This is a genomic window from Paenibacillus sp. FSL K6-1096 (assembly GCF_037977055.1).
Classification (GTDB): domain Bacteria; phylum Bacillota; class Bacilli; order Paenibacillales; family Paenibacillaceae; genus Paenibacillus_AQ.
This window is the reverse complement of record NZ_CP150274.1, coordinates 3,564,781-3,583,598: the sequence shown is the minus strand read 5'-3', so window position 1 is coordinate 3,583,598 and position 18,818 is coordinate 3,564,781. Positions and strand designations below refer to the sequence as shown.

Genomic DNA, 18,818 nt, shown 5'->3' with positions numbered 1-18,818 from the left:
TATCTCCTATACAGTTACTTTAGACAGCACTCCACTGAGCTCCTGAAGCTGCTGTTGTGACAATGCGGCATCCTGCTGCAAAATTTGCGTAAGCTCCGGGTCGGTTACCAGAGCTTGCATGGTCTGAGATTTCGTTAAGCAAACCGTCTTAAACGCAGCTATTTCATGGACCTCAAGCAGCTCATGCAAAGCGTAATTAGAATTCATTCAGGTTGTCCTCCCGTGTATCTGTCCATATTCAAGGCTTTAAGATGACTTTGATGCAATCATCCGTTTTGGTATCGAACACTTCATAACCCCGCTTGGCCTCGCTGAGCGGAATGACGTGAGTAATAATGTCTCCAGGGTCCACTTTGCCGGATGTGACAAGCTCGTACATATACGGCATGTAGTGGATGACCGGGGCTTGTCCGGAGCGGATATTCACGTTGCGCTGCATGATGTCGCCGAGAGGGAATCCGTTATAGCGTCCTCCGTATACCCCGGTGATTTGAATGGTCCCGCCTTTGCGGACAGCCTGCGATGCAATGACCAATGCGCTCATGGTGCCGCCCTGCAGCTTCATCCCGCTGGCCAGAAATTCAAGATCACTCATCTTGCCGTCCATTCCTACCGCATCAATCACGACATCGGCTCCGCCTTTGGTCATTTCCTTGAGTGTGTTGCCAATGTTCTTGTCCTGTTCAAAGTTTACAATTTCCACATTGTTGGTCCGCTTCGCATGCTGTAAGCGGTAATCCACATAGTCAACGGCGATGACCCGCTTGGCTCCCTTCAGCCAGCAGAATTTCTGGGCCAGCAGTCCGACCGGACCACAGCCAAGCACGATAACCGTATCTCCATTCTTGACGCCGGCGTTGTCTACGCTCCAGAATGCGGTCGTCATGGCATCGGCAATTAAGCTTAGCTTTTCGTCCGGATGCTCGCAGTCTTCGGGAATCTTGAAGTGCGTAAAGTTGGCATACGGAACCCGTAGATACTCGGCTTGCCCGCCAGGATACCCGCCGGTGGTTCCGGAGTAGCCGAAATATGCACCCATATCTCCGTGTTCGTTAGAATTGTCGCATTGGCTCTCCAGATGATTCTTACAAAAGAAGCATTCTCCGCAAGCGATGTTGAACGGGATGATCACCCTGTCGCCTTTTTTAACCTTGGTCACTTCGGGGCCTACTTCTTCTACAATCCCCATGGGTTCATGCCCGATAACATAGTTCTCCTGAAGGTTAGGGATCATCCCGTGAATCAGGTGGAGGTCCGAGCCGCATATGGCGGAGCTTGTGATTCTTACGATCATATCGTCCGGCTTCTCTATCTTGGGGTCCGGCACCTCTTTGACCACTACATTCTTAATCCCTTGGTACGTTACTGCCTTCATGCGTTGTGTCCTCCAATGTGTTCATCTGGGGTCCGGTCGAACATCCCTTTACGCGACGTGTCACCCGGGAACAAATTCATTTGCCCGATCATCACCGTGTTTTTCGCTGATAGCTGGTCGAGCTGGTACTGTTCGTTGAGCTCATAAGGATGGAACCACTTTTTGCGGATCATCAGCTCCGAGATTTCCTGGTGCAGGGCAATTCCCTGCATAAGGTGATTGCGCAGCAGCGCTCTGGCATCGGGAGAAGCCGTCTCCGTCAGCGCGATGGACAAATTTCGCACACCTTCCTTGGCACGAATAAGGAAGTCCATGGCAAATGTCATATCTGCCATCTCCGGCATATTTAGTGAGTTAATCGGGTCTAAATAATCGGTGTTCATTGGCGTTCCCCTTTTAATGAGTGATAGGTGTCGGGCTATTCGGTACAGGTGCCTGGAAAGGAGCTCTTGCGTAGATGGCCTGGAGTTCAGCGATCTGTTGCGTGGAGATCAGGACGTCCTTCTGCATTAACGCTTTCAGCTCTTGGTCAAAGACCAAGCCTTGCATTAGTTTGGACTTGGCGAGGCAGAGTGTTTTGAAGTTTAACGCTTCATGCAGCTCCATCGATTCATGTGGCGCTAGTGTTGGCATATTCATTGAGTCACTATCCCTTCCTTTCTTTCATCGGAGTTAGATTTTCCTGCGTATTGGTTTTCTATTCTAGACTGGGACAGCGCCTTCTGGCATATATATGGGTGATAGCAGTTCGGACCTTTAAGGAGGATATCATGCAAGTAAAGCTGCCGAGTGAACGTTTTTTCGGTAAGTTTGAAGCGGTTTTTTTATTTTACGGAGCCATGCCTACAGGGGTTACTGTTTCGGAAACCGGGCGTATTTTCATTTGCTTTCCAAAATGGGGGGATGACGTTAAATTTACGGTGGCTGAGATCGTTAACGGCGCATTAGAGCCTTATCCCAGTTTAGAGGCTAACATGGTAAACCAATCGAATATCACAACATCCTTCATCAGTGTCCAAAGTGTTGTTGCGGATGGAAGGGGAACGCTGTGGGTACTGGATACCGGAGCTCCTAATTTCTCAGAGCCCATCCCCGGAGGAGCGAAGTTAGTTGCTGTAGATTTAAATACGAATTCCATAAGAAGCGTAATTACATTTACTGAAGAGGTTGTACTGCCCACGACTTATCTGAATGATGTCCGGTTTGATTTCCGTGCGGGTAGGGCAGGGTATGCGTATATCACAGATTCATCTTCCCGGGGACCCGGAGCGATTATTGTCGTTGATTTAGAGACCGGTCATGCCTGGAGAAGGTTAAATGGAGCATACTCCACTTCACCCGACCCCTATTTCTTACCGAAGGTGGAAGGCAAAATCCTGATCAACCGCAACCCGGACGGGTCCACCTCTCCCTTCCAATTGGCATCCGACGGTATAGCGATCTCCCCGGACGGCCAGATGTTGTATTACTGCCCTCTGTCCAGTCGCGATCTATACTCGATTTCAACTGAAGTCCTAAGAGACCTCAACATACCTGATATGAATTTACAGCCTTATGTGCAGTATTGGGGAGAAAAAGGCGCTTCAGACGGAATGATTACCGATGCGAAAGGGAATGTGTACGCGGGCGACTATGAAAACAATAGTATCCGCAAAATCTTGCCGAACGGAATCATGGAAACCATTGCTCATGACCCGAGAATTCTGTGGCCGGATACGTTCTCTATTGGTCCCGATCAATGCTTGTATTTCATCGTGAACCAATTAAATCGGCAGCCCAGATTTCATTATGGCAAGGACCTGCGGCAGAAGCCTTATAGTTTACTTCGTATGAATATAGGCGAGTTGCCGGCTCCTACCTTTTAGTAAAACAAAGAGAGCTGCCCCAGAAGCCGGGAAATGGCTGTTAGGGGCAGCTCTTTATCTTAAATCCTCCACAAAATAACAGATTTTCTTATTAGGAAAATAGAGGACAACTAATCGGTCAGATTCGTAATTGAAGTCTTGCCACGAATATACTCCATTAAAATCTGGCACTTTATCTTCAGGAACATCTAAACTCAGTAATGTATCCTCAACATATTTTTGAATATCTCTTTCATTATCATGAAGACTATCCCCGGAATATTGTTCAATCACCTTTCTTCCACTGTATGGCTTTAATATGGAAGACAATTGTTTTTCTTCCGTTCTAAAAATAGTATAACGTGTTCCTTCCCCGCGAAATCCCCCTTGGTTTGTATATTGATCAAGCTCCTTGAATTTGGAAGGTAGTTGCAGCTGCCAATTATGCTCATATTGATTTTTGTGAGAGACAGAGCTTTTTGCTTCCTTCCATATATATACCGGAAGCGCAATAGCAACTATAACAACAATAACCACGAATGTATTGATGACTTTCATTTCCATCCTCCTGAGGCCTATTCCGAATTTAACATCTTGTACGGTTTCCAATTATTTTCTATTATTTATATTATATTGGATCAGTCTTAAAGGAAAGGGCTGTGATTACTACCCATGATTATTGCAGTCGATGTGTATTACGAAGAGAATCAGGCAAAATCGGTGGGGGTTATCTTTCAAAACTGGGAAGACTCTACACCGCTGGACATCATCGTGTCGTATACAGAGAACCCTCAGGCATACGAACCTGGTTCTTTCTACAAACGGGAGCTTCCCTGCATACAGGAGCTGCTGAAGCTTACGGATATGAGCCAAATACACACCATTGTGGTTGACGGCTACGTGTACTTAGACCAAGAGGGGAAGCCGGGGCTCGGACATTATGTGTACACCAATTTTTCAGGAAGAATCCCAGTGATCGGTGTTGCCAAGAATGCCTTTCACGACAACGACAATGAGGCGTTCGTTAAAAAGATTTACCGGGGCACCAGCACCAAGCCTTTGTATATCACCTCTATTGGCATGGAGTTAGCCGCCGCTGCCCGGCACATACAGAGGATGTACGGAGATTATCGGTTCCCCTATCTGCTGAAACTGCTGGATAAGCATACGAAGGAAGCCGGAGATAAACTGCCGCAAAATTGACATAAAGACCAGCAGTGAATATAATAAACGCATACCGACAAGTTTGTTTTTATTATATATATGGTTAAAGGGATGAAGGCGCCATGAGCAGTTATGACAAGATTATGCGGGCTGTTGAGGAGCTTGCTGCCAAGTATCCCATGGACCAAATCAGCTACTCCAGTATCGCCAAAAGAGCAGATGTCCATTGGACAACCGTGAGAAGACATGTGGGCGGCAAAGAGGAACTGCAGGAGCTGCTGTCCCGCTGGCAGCAGCAACAAGGGGAGCTGCATTCCGATACGCGTACCCGGGTGATGGATGCAGCGATTAGGGTATTTGCCATGCATGGATATTCCGGCGCAACCCTGGATCAGGTCGCACTTGAAGCGGGGCAAACGAAGAGCGTGGTCTACTGGCATTTCACCAACAAGGATGATTTATACCTGGCTGTATGTGAGCGGAATCTGAAACAGCAGGCGGCGGTGCTTCCAAGGCAGATTCAGGAGATTGTCCAGTCAAAGGACCCGGTGCAGGCCTTGGCCGCATGGTTACGGAGGCATATGGAGGAAGGTATTTTGTTGCCGCGGCGGTCCTTATTGTTCTTTGATGTGTATACCTTGAGCCGTGAGCCTGATACCCGGGAGAAGATCGGCCGGTTATTTGAGGAATTTAACAAGACCATCATACATTTGTTCCAAAGTCTCCAAGAGCAGGGGATCATCCGAAAAGATATGCAGGCGCAGTCATTGGCAGTATACGTGCAAACAATTCTTAGCGGCCTTGTGCTCCCCTTGCTTATGGAGCCCCGGGATAGAGGAATAGAGGAAATTGCGCAGGATATCGCGCAATTGCTCTGGAGCAGCTTAACCATAGCGTAAGGATTAGGGCTTCATCTGTGAGAGGATTGAAGCCCTATGTTGTAACTTATACATACTTATTAGTATGTTGATATCACAATTTGAGGGAGGCTGTTTGTTGTGCTGATCGTTATCATCGTGTTGGTATTGCTACTTGTCTTATATCTATACAACCGCTATAGCTACAAGAAAAGGGAAAGCCGGTTCCCCCCGGCGGGGAAGTTTGTCAGGGTCAATGGCCTTCGAGTACATTACCTGGAAGAGGGTGAAGGGAGGCCGATTGTTTTCTTGCATGGGGGAGTTCTTCGCGGCAATGACTTTTGCAAGGTAATGAAGCTTGGGGCATCCAACGGATACCGCACGTTAGCTTTGGACCGCCCGGGATATGGCTATAGCCAGCGCCCGCAGAACGGGAAAGCTCCGTTTACCCTTATGGATCAGGCACAATGGCTCCATATGGCCTTTAAGGAAATGGGTGTAGAGAAGCCGGTTCTGGTCGGCCATTCCTGGAGCGCGCTATTGGTGTTAATGTATGCATCTTTATATCCCGAACAAGTGGCAGGGGTTGTCACGGTGGCGGGCGGGTTGTTTAAGGAAGGGTATCCTGCAGAAAAGGGAGATCCCCTCTCCCGGTTGGTGATGATGCCTGTTGTGGGTCATCTGGTGATGAACATTTTATTCCCCCTGGTTGGCAAAATCATGGTGCGAAGCACAATGAAGGCCACCTTTGCGCCGGAACCTGTGCCGGCAAGTTATGAGGAAGAGGTGTATGCCTTGTGGCTGAGGCCGGCGCAATTCAGAGCGAACCGGGAGGATGTGCTTCAATTCGTCCCGGCAGCAGAATACATGGAGCAACGATACTCCAGCATCCATCTTCCCACGGTTATTCTGGTTGGTGAACGAGATCCTTTCCCGACAAAGGAGCATAGCTTTAAGCTTAACGGAATATTACCTCATGCTGAGCTTAAGGTGCTGCCCGCTGCGGCGCATATGATTCCGCACAATCAGCCGGAAGAGGTGATAAAGGCCGTAGATACACTAAATGATCGCGGTCTATGACATCCCAAGTATTTCCTCCCTGTGTTAATATAATTGAGACAGCACGAGCCATTAAATGGATGGGAGTGGTTGAAGTGAATCAATTTCTGCAAATGGGAGCCAATACAACTTTAAGTGCCGAACAAGGCAGCATTACGATTAGCCACGAAACTTCTACTCTGGTAGACATTTCTTTAACAGCTTTCCTCTTAACCGATGCGGATAAGGTGCAGGGAGACAGCGGAATCATCTTCTATAATCAGCCCACAAGTTCCACGGGTGTAGCTACGCTTTTACCATCTGAGCAGGTGGGGAATACCAAGGTTTATAAGCTTAATTTCGACATGGGTAAGGTCCCTGAAGGTATCACAAAAATAGCTGTAACTCTGACAGAGGATAACAGCACGGGATTTGCGAATGTGAAGAATTTGGCAGCAGAGATATGTACGCACAATACGGTTATTCAGCTATCACCATCCAGCTTCACGAATGAGAATGGAATTGTAGTTCTGGAATTATATTTAAGGAACGGTCAGACCAAGGTGAAATCAATCTGGCGCGGATTTGATTCCGGGCTTGAAGGGTTATGCCAAAACTATGGTGTTGAGGTTGAAGCGGATGAGCCATGTCAACCTTCCAAACCTGAGGTTATTCAAGAGCCTGTAGCAAAAGAGCCTGTTCCGGCTATGTCCATCAACCTTGAGAAGGTAAAGGGTAAGATCAATCTCGATAAAGGGCAGAAGCCGGTTATCATAGATAAAACACCGGAAATTACGGCTACTGTATCTTGGGAGACTGGAACGGATTATGACATTTATGCTCTAGTCTACACTAAGGCTGAAGAGCAGATTGATGTAGCTATGTTTGGGGCGAGGGGAGTACCTCCACTCAAAAATTATGGCAATGGTACAGTGGAACATATGGGCGATGTGGGGAGAGGCAAAAAATCAAAGAAAACAGAGGTCATCAAGTTAAGACTAAGAGATGATATTCTTGCCGTTGTTCCTGTAGTTTATTCAGCGCAATCCAATGGAACCGGTTCATTCTACAGATATAAGGTGTCCATGAGTATAGATAATCATAATGGAACCTCTGTTACGATATCCGCGAAGAATGCCAATAATAACGATAAGATTTATACCTGTGTACCCGGAATACTTCATAATACGCCAAATGGTGTAATCATAAGTCCGCTGGAGCTTTACAGCAGGCCGAATTCAGAATATAGGCCGATTCTTAAGGTAGGGGAATCCAATATGGTAGAAGTGATCATGGATCAGGGGCCCTTAAATGATTATAAATAGGGATCATGCGAGTTGACCGATTGCTCTCTATGCTGCTGATTATCTCCGGTAAAGGGCTGGTGACGGGCAAGGAGCTTGCCGAGCATTTCGAGGTATCCTTGCGGACGATCTACCGGGATATTGAGAAAATCAGCGAAGCGGCATACCGGTTGCAGCGTCCAGCGGCAAATTAATTCTTTTGGAGGCCATAACTTTTGAACACTCACTACTATTTCAGTTGGTTTAATCATTGCTTACCAGACAGGCTGGCCGGGTGGCTGCATGAGGATATTCAGGACCGGCAATCGCTGGTGATGATTAGCGCTGAGCTGTCTAATTGCGAAGGGGAACAGATTGATTTTGCTGATATTCCAGAATGGACTTGGCTCAATCAGGCTAAGCTTATTTTCGATGAGTCTTATTTCATTGATTACCGGATGCAGAAGGAAGAGGCCCGGCGAGTCCTCCAGCACGCCTCTGTCGTTTTCCTGTGCGGTGGAGATCCTGTTCAGCAGAACGAGTTGGTGGCGGAATATGAATTGGCAGATGTCATTAAGAACAGCGCTGCTGTTATTCTGGGAGCCAGTGCCGGGGCCTTGAATATGGCTGCTAAGTGGGTAACCTCGAAACAGGCAGGACAGCAGGTTGATATAGACTCTGTTTATGATGGTCTGGGCCTTGAGCCCTTTGCCTATGAATCTCACTCAAAGCGCGGCTATGCCTCGTTTGTTCAAGGCTACCTGTTCCCCTTGGCTGAGCAGATGGATGTGTATGCCGCTGAACAGGAGAGCGCTATACGTGTGCAGGGCGGTAAGATAAGCATATTAGGCCCTGTGTATTTAATTTCCCGCTCCAGCATTCAGAAATGTGGCTGTTAGCTATCACTAAAAGCTATGACCAACCATGCCTTTTACATATAACATGCATTCCTTGCGCTCATGCTATACTCAGTACACTATAGAATTGTAAGGAGAAATAGCGATGACGATACCTTTTCGGAGTGATCATGTAGGCAGCTTCCTGCGTCCGGCGAACTTAAGCCAGGCCCGCGAACAATATAAAGCAGGCAACATTACTTATGAGGCATTAAGAGCGGTGGAAGATCAAGAGATTATCCGGGTGATTGAGAAGCAAAAGGAAAATGGCGTGTCCGCCGTGACAGACGGTGAATTCCGCAGAAGCTGGTGGCATTTCGACTTTCTGGGCGGCCTGGATGGCGTAGAGCTGTATGAGGAAATCGACGGACCCAAGTTCCATAATATGCAGACCCGCAAGGGTGGCATCCGCGTGACGGGTAAGGTTGGCTTCTCAAGCCATCCCTTTGTCGGGCATTTTGAATTCGTGAAAAAGCATGCAGGTGACGCTGTAGCGAAACAGACCATTCCAAGTCCCAACATGCTGATCTACCGGCTGGAGCCTGGAGCCAATAGCTATAACGACCGGGAGCAGTTCCTGCAAGATACGATTGCGGCCTATCAAAAAGCCATTCAAGCCTTCTACGATGCCGGATGCCGTTACCTGCAACTGGATGATACGGCTTGGGCAGACCTGTTCTCCGAAGCGGGTCACGATAAGCTGCGCGCAAAAGGTATGGAACCGGCAGAAGAGCTGAAAATCATGCAGCGCATGATTAACGAAACCTTGGCTCATAAACCGGCAGACTTAGTGGTGACGATGCATATTTGCCGGGGCAACTATAAATCCAACTATTTCTCAACCGGCGGTTATGATTACGCATCTGAGGTCATTTTTGGCGGCTTAAATGTTGATGGATTATTCCTGGAGTTTGACGATGAGCGTTCAGGCAGCTTCGAGCCATTGAAATATGTGAACCGTAAGGACTTGAAAATCGTGCTCGGCCTGCTCACCTCGAAAACAGGCGAGCTAGAAGATAAAGCGCAAATTAAAGCCCGGATTGCCGAAGCAGCAACCTATGTGCCACTGGAGCAGCTGTGCTTGAGCCCGCAATGCGGCTTCTCCTCCACAGAGGAAGGCAATATTCTTACGGAAGAGCAGCAATGGCGCAAGCTTCGTTATGTGAAGGAGATTGCGGACGAAGTCTGGAAGGAATCCAACTAGATCACGGAGGGGATTAATTATGACAATTCAAGCAGACCAAGAGACCGTTATCGTTCAGGCCTTCATTAATGGTCACAAGGTACCGTCCCTTTCGCAGTCAGCCAAAGAGAATCCGGCGAGCCCGGCTGAAATCGTAGGCTATTTCCCTGTCACTACGAAGGAACAGGCGGTGGAAGCGATTGAAGCGGCTGCGGCGGCTTTTAAAATATGGAAGCAGACTCCGGTTGATGAACGAATTACCCGGATGCGCAATGCGATAGAGAAAATTAGAGCAGCGGAGAATGAAATTGTCCACCTGCTGTCCAAAGAGCATGGCAAGCCGCTGTATGATGCCCATGGTGAGATTTATGTCTCGCTGATGTGGATGGAGTATGCTTGTAATGAAGCTGCATCGGTTCTGCAGGAAGAGGTCCAGGAGCATGATCACGGCAAAACCATCCTGTCCTACGATCCAATGGGTGTGGTGGCAGCGATCAGTCCTTGGAACTACCCAATAGCGTTATCTACGATTAAAATCGCTCCTGCCTTACTGGCGGGCAATACGATTGTGCTCAAGCCAAGCCCATATGCTCCGCTGGCGGCGGCGAAGGTGGCCGAGCTGATTGCCGGTGAGTTCCCGGCGGGTGTCATCAATGTTGTTCATGGGGATGCCGATGTGGGCGTTGAACTGACCAGCAATCCGCTTGTTGCCAAAATCGCTTTTACAGGCGGAACCGCAACTGCCAAGCACATTATTAAAGCGGCGGCGGATACGATTAAGGATATGACGCTGGAGCTTGGCGGCAACGATGCGGCGATCTTCCTTGAGAGCTTTGACGTTCAGGATGAGCGGGCCATGCGCCGGATTGTCATCTCCAACTTCCTGACCACAGGCCAAATCTGCATGATCGCCAAGCGTGTATATGTACACCGTTCCATCTATGATGCTTTTGTTGAAAAATATATCGAGGCGGCAAACCGCTGGATTCGCATTGGTGATCCTTTTGATGCCAATACGACAGTAGGACCGGTGAATAACCTGAAGCAGAAAAAGTATGTGCAGAGTCTGATTGAGGATGCGCACAAGCGTGGTGCTAAGGTGATTCCGCTCGGCCAAATTCTGGATCAGCAGCAGTTCGAACAAGGGTACTACTTACAGCCTACGCTTGTGCTGGATTGTGATTATCATGATCCAATTGTTGTGGAGGAGCAGTTCGGCCCTACGGTTCCAATTCTGCCATTCGACGATGTAGGGCAGGTGATTCAGCTGCACAATGAGAGCATCTACGGCTTGACCAGCTCGGTGTGGGGTCAGGAAGAAGAGGCCATCTCGGTCGCACGCCAGCTTGAAGCGGGAACGACCATGATTAATACCGCTGCCGTGCAGGGGCTTGATGTCCGCTTCCCGTTCGGCGGCTTCAAGCAATCCGGGATTGGCCGTGAATACGGCGCAGAGGGCATCCGCACGTATACAGAAACACATGTGATTAACGTTCCGGGTACGCTGGATCTGCCTTATATTCCGGAGTAAACCTGATAGCACAATACTTCAGCACTTGAAGCCCCCTCCGCTTGCGGAAGGGGCTTCAAGTGCTTCATAAGTCTGCTTTTGAAGAGTGCGCCGTCCATGAATACACTATTGATTGCGGGATGTATGGTTCCTGAATGTTATATGATCAATCGGCGTGTTGATGAGTCCAAGCAATTGGTCCGCCATGTAGGAGGTCGAGTATTTGAAGTTCGTATCAGCCCAATACATAATAACTCCAACGGTTGCCGAGATTTGATAGCTGAGCAGAATTTCATATTCGATCGGCAGAGGAGCCGGTTTCAGCTCAATATGCATACTTTCACTCATGGAGTGGTGCAAGGTGGCGATCAAGTCACTGTGCAGCTTCTCCCGGCTTACCTTGGCCAGGGCGAGAAACTCGCTTTTATGCTGCTCAATATGGAGGAACAGATCCTGAATGGAAGGGGCAATCCTTGCCGTATCAATCTGCTTCAGTCCCTGATAGGGCCGCACGAGCGCATCGGCAATACTCAGCAGGAAGTCATCATGAATGTCCCGGAGTAAGTCCTCTTTACTGTTGTAATGCTTATAGAATGTTCCCCGGTTGTAATCCGCACGGTTGGCTACATCCAGAATGGTAACCGCTTCGTACTCCTTTTCCAGAATTAATTCTACGAATGCTAATTTTAAGGCCAGGCGGGTTCTGCGGGCCGCACGGCTGGTTTTCTCATCTGGCATCACTGCAATCAGCCTCCATAGATATTTAGGCAAATAGGGACAATGTGTTTAAATTTTGCGCAACCCGGCTTCATTTATACATGAAATTCCGGTTAGGAGACAAAATGAATAAGCCTGCTTATTGTCACACTGGTCGTGCAGGTGTACACTAATCAGTGTCAGGAACAAAAGTTAGTAAGTAACAAAAATAAATATAATATATATAATAAAGCAAATAGTGTCATGAATCAAGCTCAAGCTAAAACTGCAGTAATTACAGGCGCCGCCGGAGGCATTGGCAAGGAGCTGGCCCGCCGGTCGAACGGGGCAACCACTCTGGCGCCGAACCCGTTCTCTACTACGAATAACGGTTTCTGGTAGCGGTCATGGAGCTGATTCGCGGTAATCCGCAATCCCTTAGGGTCGATTGTCCAGCCCTATTTTGGCATCCGGAATGATTTCGTGACAGGCTCTGACTGCAAGCGTACTTGCGACCAGCTGGTGATGTGCGTTGGATAAATTGGTTGCCGGTCAGCATGCAGCACAACAGAAAAAACCCAAACCAGCCTAGCTGCACGCAGTGCAGTTAAGCCGGATCAGGTTATGCCCATAAGGATCGGTAACATTCCCATGTAAAGCTTGCGGATTAGACTAAACTTTAGCAAGAAATAAGAGGGCTGTCAATATGGGTCCCCTTATCTGCGCGATCCAGGCCCCCGCTGCTCCAAGCGGCTGAGCTCACGCATAGCGTTTATCTGCCTGGCATGTCTTTCAGCCCTGCTGCCTTGTCTGTTTCGGAGTTGGCTCAGCATCACGAGCAGGCCCAAGCTGCCGAGCACGTAAGAGACGACCGGCGGGATTTCATTCCACAGGATTGCCGCAATCAGCAGGAAAACCGCGCCCATGATGGCGGCAATCATCCGCTGCGTGTTCCTGTTTTGCGTATCGATCAATTTCTGCTCTAAGGAGCTCGACAGCTTGACCCTTAAGCCTCCGCTATCCATTTTATCGATTGCCGAAATGAATTTCTTGGTCGTCGGCAGGATGTCTTTGAGCATATGCTTGCCATCCTCTACGACTTGGGAGATGACACTTCCCCGCAGATCCTTCCGCACCACCTTGTCCACGTAAGGCCTGACGGTTCCCACCAGATCAAGCTCAGGGTCGAGTCCGGTACAGAGTCCGTACACGGTGACTATGGCTTTGCCCAGGAATGTAGTGTTGGCAGGCAATTGAAAAGGCTGGGAGTAGAGGAAATTACGCAATTCCTCCACATTGTCGCCTGAGGTCACAAAGCTCAGGTCAAACGTATCCCCGTAGATTTGTTCGAATAATAACGTAAGATTCCGTGAGAATACCTCCAGATCTACATTGCGTCTTAAGAATCTCAACCGGAGAAGGGCATCGATGGCGCCGTGGGCGTCCTTCAAATAGACGGCCAGCAGAAGGGCGACCATCTGGGTCTTCATCTCACCGGGAATCCGCCCGACCATTCCAAAATCGATCAAGGCGATGGTCCCGTCAGGCTGCACTAGCACATTGCCCGGGTGTGGGTCCGCGTGGAAGAGCCCGTTCAATAGAATCTGTTCTACGAACATTTCGATCAGCGACACCGCGAGGCGGGTCCGGTCCACTCCCCAAGCCTCCAGCTGGGCAGCATCATTGATTTTGGCACCCTCCATGAATTCCATGGTCAGCACCTGTGAAGTCGTATATGCCCAATGAATGTCTGGAATCACAACATCCTTGCGGTGGGCTAACTGCTGCTGGAATTCTTCGGCATTGCGTCCTTCCTGCTGATAGTCGAGCTCTTCCATAATGGTGTCATGGAACTCCTCATATACCGCATCAAGGTCCATGAAGTCTCTAATCAGCTTCTGGCGTTTCAATAACGAAACGGCGACCTGGATGGACTTCCAATCGATGGCGATAATGTCCTCGACCCCGGGCCGCATCACCTTCACTGCCACTTGTTCGCCCGTGCGTAAGGTTGCCCGGTGGACCTGCCCGAAGGAAGCTGCGGCAATAGGCATCGGATCGAACTCAGCATACATTCCGCTGATCGGTCCGCCCAGTTCACGCTCTACCTTCTGCTGAATCTCGGAGAAATCTACGAATTCTACGGAATCCTGAAGCTTGGCCAATTCTTCGATAACTTCCTTCGGCAGCATATCCACCTGCGCACTCACATGCTGCCCCAGCTTGATAATTAATCCGCCCATATCCATCGCGGTTGTGGCGAAATACGCTGCCTGCTTGCGGTATAAGGCCCGTTGCTTCGCTGCAAAGCGCCGTCCTGACATCAAGTACTTCAGCCTGCTGAGCCACCAGTAATCCCAGGCGAACTTAAAAATCATCCGCATGGTTCTTCTGAACCGCGGGTCTTTCATTAATTTCAGGAATTCGCTCATTCTAGTTCATCTGCCACAGAGTTATTATGCTGCATCCCAGATCTCTCCTTCTAATCATCCATCTGCTTAATTGTATGATATTTCATCACAGACAACTACACAATTACAGGTTTGGAAGGCTGGCATCTGATGACGCCGGTTCGTCCCGGAATGCCCGGCGGCCGAGCACGCCGGTGCAGAAAGCCAGCGATGTCAGAACCGCCGCGAGCAGATACAGATTGACGATCCCGAATTGTTCGGCCAGCCAGGCCATGAGCAAGAGCGAGATGCAGAACACCAGATGCAGCAGCGAAGCTTGCGCAGCCAGCACCGTGGGCAGCATCTGCTTGGAGAGGCTGCGCTGGATGAGGGTACGCCGGTTAATCACTGACAGCTCCGTGAACGGGCCCGTCAGCAGAACAAGGATCAGCGCTACATATGGCTGGGTATTCAAAGCGTACATCAGGGTGAGCAGGCTGTAGCCTGCCATACCGATGAGCATCGCTCCCAGGTAACGGTTCCCGATGAGCCGCACTGCCGACAGGACCAGCAGCCCGCCGCCGACCGTTCCGGCGAAATAGGCTGCATTAATGAAGCCCCACCATTCTTCGCCTTGCTTCAGCGCCACCTGGACGAAGGCCAGGGTGAATGCGCCGACCCAGACCGAGCCCCCGAGCATGTCGATGATGTCCATGAAGGTAAGTATGCGCAGGCGGGGCATCCGCCAGATAAGGGTCCAGCCTTCGGTCAGGGTCTTCCATTTCGAAGCAGCTGGCGCCGCCGGCTCCGAGTCTGCCGGCAGCGCCTGCTTCTGGACCATTGCCTCTGCCGGTTCCCTCACGCCAAGCGTAAATGCGGCCGCCAGCCCGTAAATGGCCGCTGTCAGCAGCAGCGCCGGGCTGGGTCCCAGGAAAGCGACCACCAGGCCGCTAAGTCCCCAGCCCGCAAATTGCACCACCTGATCACTGACGCTGATCAGGCCGTTGGCTTGCAGCAGGCCTTCCTCCCGCGTGACGAGCCGCGGCACCAGCGCATTGCGGGCCGGAACGCTCCAGCCGTCCAGGAAGGACATGACGAAGACAAGGGCGAAGACCAGCGTGAGTGAAGCCGCCGCACTGTTAAGCTGCAGGTACAGTGCCAGCACCACAAACAACAGGAACTGGCCTGTCTGTGAGATGAGCAGCAGCGAGGGCAGCTTGACCCGGTTGATAAGCAGCGGTGCGATGAAGCCGCTCACCATCTGGGCGGCGCTGCGCATCAGCGGCATCAGCGCCGCCGATACAAGGGAATCGGTCCGGTCCAGCACCAGCACGGTCAGCGCCATAATATATAAGACATCGGCAGCATTCGCCGCCGTCTGGGTCGTCCAGAGATAATAGAAAGAACGGGTTAACAATCGTGGCTTCAAGGAAATCCGGGCCTCCATTTCTGCATCCATAACGTCAAATGTAAGTTAAGGATAACAATAATGGAAATTTCAAAGTTTGACAAACCCCGCAGAGGCATGGTGAAGGCGTTACATTATTCATTTCATATGACGGGTTAACGCCCAGAATATCAGAGCCAGCGCACTGACCATTGCACCGAGCAGACATACCCCATTCCAGCCCCAGTAGGCATACATGCTGGTAGAGGCAATCGATCCGGTGGCGCTGCCGATCGAATAGAAGACCATGTAACCGGCAGTAAGCCTGCTGCGGGCAGCCGGGCGCAGATTAAGAATCATGCTCTGATTGGTGACATGTACGGCCTGTACGGCCAGGTCAAGAAGAATAATTCCGGCGATTAACGCAAGCAGGGAATGTGTAGTATAGCTAATTGGCAGCCATGAGAGTAGCAGCAGAGTCAGTGCCACGCCGGTGGTCTTTTGCCCCAACCCCCGGTCAGCCAGACGGCCTGCCCGCGCTGCTGCTAATGCCCCGGTGACTCCGGCGAGACCGAACGCGCCAATCGCCGTATGGGACAGCGACAGCGGTGGAGCGCTGAGCGGCAGCACCAGGGAGGTCCATAATATACTGAAGGCAGTAAATATCAGCAGGCATAACACAGCACGGATTCGCAGGAGCCGTTCTTGTGCGAACAGGGTGAACAGCGAACGGAGCAGCTGCGGGTAGGATAAGGATTCCCTTCGGGGCTCAGTACCCGGAAGCACCCTAAACAATACACAAGCCATGATTAGCGTGAGTCCCGCCGAGACAAGGTAGACAGCCCGCCAACCGGCCAGATCTGTTAACACGCCAGCGAATGTCCGCGCCAAGAGAATGCCAATGACAATTCCGCTGGTCACCACCCCCACGGTGCGCCCGCGTTCAGCCGGGGCCGCCAGGGTTGCAGCGAACGCCACAAGCGTCTGGGTCACAACCGCAAGTAATCCAACCGCAGCCATGCCTATGAATAACACCGTACCGGTGGAGGCAGTGCCTACTACAGCTAAAGCCAACACGGATAACAGCATCTGCCCGGCAATCAGCCTGCGCCGGTTCAGTAAATCTCCGAGAGGAACCAGCAATAGTAATCCAAGGGCGTAGCAAATCTGAGTAATGGTAATGACCATGCCGATGGATGAATGCGTAATCCCGAACTCGCTGGAGATCGCATCCAGCAGGGGCTGCGCGTAATAGATGTTGGCGACAGCCAGTCCGCAGGTGACGGCAACAGGAGTGCAACCTTGCGGGACATTACAGATGCGGTTACCGGTTCGGATGCTGCGGGAAGGACTTTCGGTTCTTTCACAGGATTCGCCAGAGCGAACGCCTCCTTCGAAATATGGGATAATATAATACCGATCAGTATGTAATAAGTCCTGATAAATATAACGCTAAGAAAAATTAACTGTCAAGGGGAACTGGAGGAGGATTAGTATAATTGACAGAATGAGCTTCGCCAAATACAATCGTAATATACCATTCGATATGAAATGAGGGAGTGCTATGGCCCGTCCGCGCGAATTTGATGAGGACAAGGCGTTAGATGCGGCGATGCATGTATTCTGGGAAAAAGGATTCGAAGCGGCCTCATTAAGCGACTTAACCGCCAGAATGGGCATTCAGCGTCCAAGCATATACGCTACCTTTGGCGACAAAAAAGGATTATTTGAAGCTGCACTGCGGAAATATACGAGCTCCCATGCTGCCCATGTCCGCCTCAGTCTGCAAAAGCATGCTTCGGTTAGAGAGGCGTTCCGCACTTTTTTTGAAGATATGGTGTCGAAAGAATACGGGAAAAGCCCGAGCTGGGGCTGCTTCTGCATCAATTCAATGGTGGAGCTGGCTCCCCATGACGAGAAGTTTGAGCTCCTGACCAGGGAACATCAGATGTACCTCTCGGTCATCTTCCAGGAAACGATAGAACGGGGCTTGCGGTCAGGAGAGCTTGATCCCGGAATTAACGCCAAAAATCTGGCGCAGACACTGGTCATTTCGTTAATAGGCCTCACGGTGTTCCTGAAGTCCCGCCCGGACAGGGCGGTTGTTGATACTTTTGTGAGAGAGATACTTAACTTAGTAAGGTAGAAGCAGTTATTCTGAAGAATAAATGAGGAGGCCATGCTATGCACAATTTATCATTCCGCCAGGATGGTACATTCACCATAGTCCAGTTTACCGATTTGCATTGGAGCGGTACGGAGCATGATGAGCATACTGCCCGTTTAATGAAGGATATTATACATAACGCCAAGCCTAATCTGGTACTATTCACCGGGGACGTTATTCATTATGAAGATTGCCCGGACCCAATCGCCGCTTACAGTGATGCAGTAGCCGTTGTTCTGGCAACCGGCTCACCGTGGGCCGCTATCTTTGGCAATCATGATGCAGGACATTCGCTCACCGTTAAGCATGAGTTGCTCAGCCTGCAGCAGGCTAGTCCGCATTGTCTGACAGAGGCAGGACCAGTGCTTGGTAATCGGGCAGGCCATACGGTTATCCTGCTGAACTCGGCTGACGGAGTACCTTCTGCCGCCTTATATCTATTGGATTCGGGAAGCAATGCGGCTCATCCCCCCGGCGGCTTTGAATGGATTACCCATAAACAAATCGGCTGGTATCTGGACCAATCAGCTGCTATTGCAGAAATGAATGGTGGACAGAGTGTGCCTTCACTTGCCTTCCTGCATATTCCCCTGCCTGAATACAATGAGTTGTGGGATTATCATGTGTGCTACGGGCACAACTATGAAGGAATGGGTTGTCCAAAGGTAAACTCTGGTTTATTCGCAGCCTTTGTGGACAGAGGGGATGTTAAGGGTGTTTTCTGCGGGCATGATCATGTGAATGACTTCTGGGGAGAGCTTCAAGGCATCCGCTTGCATTATGGACGGGCAACCGGTTATAACAGTTACGGGCGGGAGGGGTTCCAGCGGGGTGCAAGGGTAATTCAACTTAGGGAGAACGGAGCCTCATTTGACAGCTGGCTTATGTTTGAAGGCGGTGAAGTGCAGCTTAAGCAGCCTGAACATGGGCCGGAGAAGGTGTGGAAGCGGATTTAAACGTACTATTGTGACCGTGGCTATTCGGGATTGCGCACTATTTAACCATATCCTATCCGAAAGAGGGAAGGT

The 18,818-nt window shown here is 50.2% G+C and carries 20 protein-coding genes and 1 pseudogene; 12 read left to right on the top strand and 9 right to left on the bottom strand.

Annotated elements, in window-relative coordinates; all coding sequences use genetic code 11:
* Positions 1-6: 6 nt before the first annotated feature.
* The 4 genes from MHI24_RS15915 to MHI24_RS15900 are packed head-to-tail and all read right to left on the bottom strand — an operon-like array spanning position 7 to position 2,014.
* Positions 7-207, bottom strand: coding sequence for a hypothetical protein (locus tag MHI24_RS15915; RefSeq protein WP_340026563.1), 201 nt, complete (start codon positions 205-207; stop codon positions 7-9).
* A gap of 31 nt (positions 208-238) precedes the next feature.
* Positions 239-1,375, bottom strand: coding sequence for a zinc-dependent alcohol dehydrogenase (locus tag MHI24_RS15910; protein WP_340026562.1), 1,137 nt, complete (start codon positions 1,373-1,375; stop codon positions 239-241).
* Positions 1,372-1,758, bottom strand: a complete 387-nt coding sequence (locus MHI24_RS15905; protein WP_340026561.1) for a spore coat protein — start codon at positions 1,756-1,758, stop codon at positions 1,372-1,374. The genes MHI24_RS15910 and MHI24_RS15905 overlap by 4 nt, the downstream gene beginning before the upstream one ends.
* 13 nt (positions 1,759-1,771) lie before the next feature.
* Entirely contained in the window at positions 1,772-2,014 is a 243-nt protein-coding gene (locus MHI24_RS15900) for a spore gernimation protein GerQ (protein ID WP_340026560.1), read from the bottom strand.
* A gap of 131 nt (positions 2,015-2,145) precedes the next feature.
* Between MHI24_RS15900 and MHI24_RS15895 the strand changes: the two genes are divergently transcribed.
* Positions 2,146-3,240 (top strand): L-dopachrome tautomerase-related protein, encoded by a 1,095-nt coding sequence (locus MHI24_RS15895; RefSeq protein WP_340026559.1) that lies wholly within the window; start codon positions 2,146-2,148, stop codon positions 3,238-3,240.
* A gap of 54 nt (positions 3,241-3,294) precedes the next feature.
* On the opposite strand, the gene MHI24_RS15890 is transcribed toward MHI24_RS15895, so the two are convergent.
* Entirely contained in the window at positions 3,295-3,777 is a 483-nt protein-coding gene (locus MHI24_RS15890; RefSeq protein ID WP_340026558.1) for a hypothetical protein, read from the bottom strand.
* A gap of 114 nt (positions 3,778-3,891) precedes the next feature.
* On the opposite strand from MHI24_RS15890, the gene MHI24_RS15885 reads away from it, so the two are divergent.
* From MHI24_RS15885 to MHI24_RS15850, 8 genes are all read left to right on the top strand, one after another.
* On the top strand, positions 3,892-4,422 hold the full coding sequence (locus MHI24_RS15885) for an endonuclease V (RefSeq protein WP_340026557.1): 531 nt from the start codon (positions 3,892-3,894) through the stop codon (positions 4,420-4,422).
* An 83-nt stretch (positions 4,423-4,505) separates the two neighbouring features.
* Positions 4,506-5,282 carry a TetR/AcrR family transcriptional regulator gene (locus tag MHI24_RS15880; RefSeq protein WP_340026556.1) on the top strand — a complete coding sequence of 259 codons (777 nt, stop codon included), beginning with the start codon at positions 4,506-4,508 and terminating at the stop codon, positions 5,280-5,282.
* 99 nt (positions 5,283-5,381) lie between these two features.
* Positions 5,382-6,320, top strand: a complete 939-nt coding sequence (locus MHI24_RS15875) for an alpha/beta hydrolase (protein ID WP_340026555.1) — start codon at positions 5,382-5,384, stop codon at positions 6,318-6,320.
* Positions 6,321-6,394: 74 nt separating this feature from the next.
* Entirely contained in the window at positions 6,395-7,603 is a 1,209-nt protein-coding gene (locus MHI24_RS15870; protein WP_340026554.1) for a TerD family protein, read from the top strand.
* Between the two features lie 5 nt (positions 7,604-7,608).
* Positions 7,609-7,776 carry an HTH domain-containing protein gene (locus tag MHI24_RS15865; RefSeq protein ID WP_340026553.1) on the top strand — a complete coding sequence of 56 codons (168 nt, stop codon included), beginning with the start codon at positions 7,609-7,611 and terminating at the stop codon, positions 7,774-7,776.
* A gap of 21 nt (positions 7,777-7,797) precedes the next feature.
* Positions 7,798-8,460, top strand: a complete 663-nt coding sequence (locus tag MHI24_RS15860; protein WP_340026552.1) for a Type 1 glutamine amidotransferase-like domain-containing protein — start codon at positions 7,798-7,800, stop codon at positions 8,458-8,460.
* 103 nt (positions 8,461-8,563) lie between these two features.
* Entirely contained in the window at positions 8,564-9,661 is a 1,098-nt protein-coding gene (locus MHI24_RS15855) for a 5-methyltetrahydropteroyltriglutamate--homocysteine S-methyltransferase (protein WP_340026551.1), read from the top strand.
* A 19-nt stretch (positions 9,662-9,680) separates the two neighbouring features.
* Positions 9,681-11,171 carry an aldehyde dehydrogenase family protein gene (locus MHI24_RS15850; RefSeq protein WP_340026550.1) on the top strand — a complete coding sequence of 497 codons (1,491 nt, stop codon included), beginning with the start codon at positions 9,681-9,683 and terminating at the stop codon, positions 11,169-11,171.
* A gap of 105 nt (positions 11,172-11,276) precedes the next feature.
* Here the strand turns inward: MHI24_RS15850 and MHI24_RS15845 are convergent, their stop codons facing one another.
* Entirely contained in the window at positions 11,277-11,888 is a 612-nt protein-coding gene (locus MHI24_RS15845) for a TetR/AcrR family transcriptional regulator (protein ID WP_340026549.1), read from the bottom strand.
* 222 nt (positions 11,889-12,110) lie between these two features.
* On the opposite strand from MHI24_RS15845, the gene MHI24_RS15840 reads away from it, so the two are divergent.
* Positions 12,111-12,248, top strand: a complete 138-nt coding sequence (locus tag MHI24_RS15840; protein WP_340026548.1) for a hypothetical protein — start codon at positions 12,111-12,113, stop codon at positions 12,246-12,248.
* 314 nt (positions 12,249-12,562) lie between these two features.
* Here the strand turns inward: MHI24_RS15840 and MHI24_RS15835 are convergent, their stop codons facing one another.
* The 3 genes and pseudogenes from MHI24_RS15835 to MHI24_RS15825 form a co-directional block, all read right to left on the bottom strand.
* A complete protein-coding gene (locus MHI24_RS15835) occupies positions 12,563-14,224 on the bottom strand; it encodes an AarF/UbiB family protein (RefSeq protein ID WP_340026547.1) in 1,662 nt (553 codons plus the stop codon).
* 157 nt (positions 14,225-14,381) lie between these two features.
* A complete protein-coding gene (locus tag MHI24_RS15830) occupies positions 14,382-15,665 on the bottom strand; it encodes an MFS transporter (protein WP_340026546.1) in 1,284 nt (427 codons plus the stop codon).
* Positions 15,666-15,782: 117 nt separating this feature from the next.
* A pseudogene (locus MHI24_RS15825) lies at positions 15,783-16,936 on the bottom strand (MFS transporter).
* 251 nt (positions 16,937-17,187) lie between these two features.
* Here MHI24_RS15825 and MHI24_RS15820 point away from each other — a divergent pair.
* Together MHI24_RS15820 and MHI24_RS15815 are read left to right on the top strand one after the other, a co-directional pair.
* A complete protein-coding gene (locus tag MHI24_RS15820; protein ID WP_340026545.1) occupies positions 17,188-17,769 on the top strand; it encodes a TetR/AcrR family transcriptional regulator in 582 nt (193 codons plus the stop codon).
* 38 nt (positions 17,770-17,807) lie between these two features.
* A complete protein-coding gene (locus MHI24_RS15815) occupies positions 17,808-18,746 on the top strand; it encodes a metallophosphoesterase family protein (RefSeq protein WP_340026544.1) in 939 nt (312 codons plus the stop codon).
* Positions 18,747-18,818: the final 72 nt, after the last annotated feature.

Coding starts and splice junctions, on each gene's coding strand:
- MHI24_RS15820 (WP_340026545.1), top strand. CDS start 17,188: ATGGCCCGTCCGCGCGAATTTGATGAGGACAAGGCGTTAGATGCGGCG.
- MHI24_RS15895 (WP_340026559.1), top strand. CDS start 2,146: ATGCAAGTAAAGCTGCCGAGTGAACGTTTTTTCGGTAAGTTTGAAGCG.
- MHI24_RS15880 (WP_340026556.1), top strand. CDS start 4,506: ATGAGCAGTTATGACAAGATTATGCGGGCTGTTGAGGAGCTTGCTGCC.
- MHI24_RS15845 (WP_340026549.1), bottom strand. CDS start 11,888: ATGCCAGATGAGAAAACCAGCCGTGCGGCCCGCAGAACCCGCCTGGCC.
- MHI24_RS15885 (WP_340026557.1), top strand. CDS start 3,892: ATGATTATTGCAGTCGATGTGTATTACGAAGAGAATCAGGCAAAATCG.
- MHI24_RS15900 (WP_340026560.1), bottom strand. CDS start 2,014: ATGAATATGCCAACACTAGCGCCACATGAATCGATGGAGCTGCATGAA.
- MHI24_RS15850 (WP_340026550.1), top strand. CDS start 9,681: ATGACAATTCAAGCAGACCAAGAGACCGTTATCGTTCAGGCCTTCATT.
- MHI24_RS15905 (WP_340026561.1), bottom strand. CDS start 1,758: ATGAACACCGATTATTTAGACCCGATTAACTCACTAAATATGCCGGAG.
- MHI24_RS15840 (WP_340026548.1), top strand. CDS start 12,111: ATGAATCAAGCTCAAGCTAAAACTGCAGTAATTACAGGCGCCGCCGGA.
- MHI24_RS15815 (WP_340026544.1), top strand. CDS start 17,808: ATGCACAATTTATCATTCCGCCAGGATGGTACATTCACCATAGTCCAG.
- MHI24_RS15855 (WP_340026551.1), top strand. CDS start 8,564: ATGACGATACCTTTTCGGAGTGATCATGTAGGCAGCTTCCTGCGTCCG.
- MHI24_RS15865 (WP_340026553.1), top strand. CDS start 7,609: ATGCGAGTTGACCGATTGCTCTCTATGCTGCTGATTATCTCCGGTAAA.
- MHI24_RS15835 (WP_340026547.1), bottom strand. CDS start 14,224: ATGATTTTTAAGTTCGCCTGGGATTACTGGTGGCTCAGCAGGCTGAAG.
- MHI24_RS15890 (WP_340026558.1), bottom strand. CDS start 3,777: ATGAAAGTCATCAATACATTCGTGGTTATTGTTGTTATAGTTGCTATT.
- MHI24_RS15910 (WP_340026562.1), bottom strand. CDS start 1,375: ATGAAGGCAGTAACGTACCAAGGGATTAAGAATGTAGTGGTCAAAGAG.
- MHI24_RS15915 (WP_340026563.1), bottom strand. CDS start 207: ATGAATTCTAATTACGCTTTGCATGAGCTGCTTGAGGTCCATGAAATA.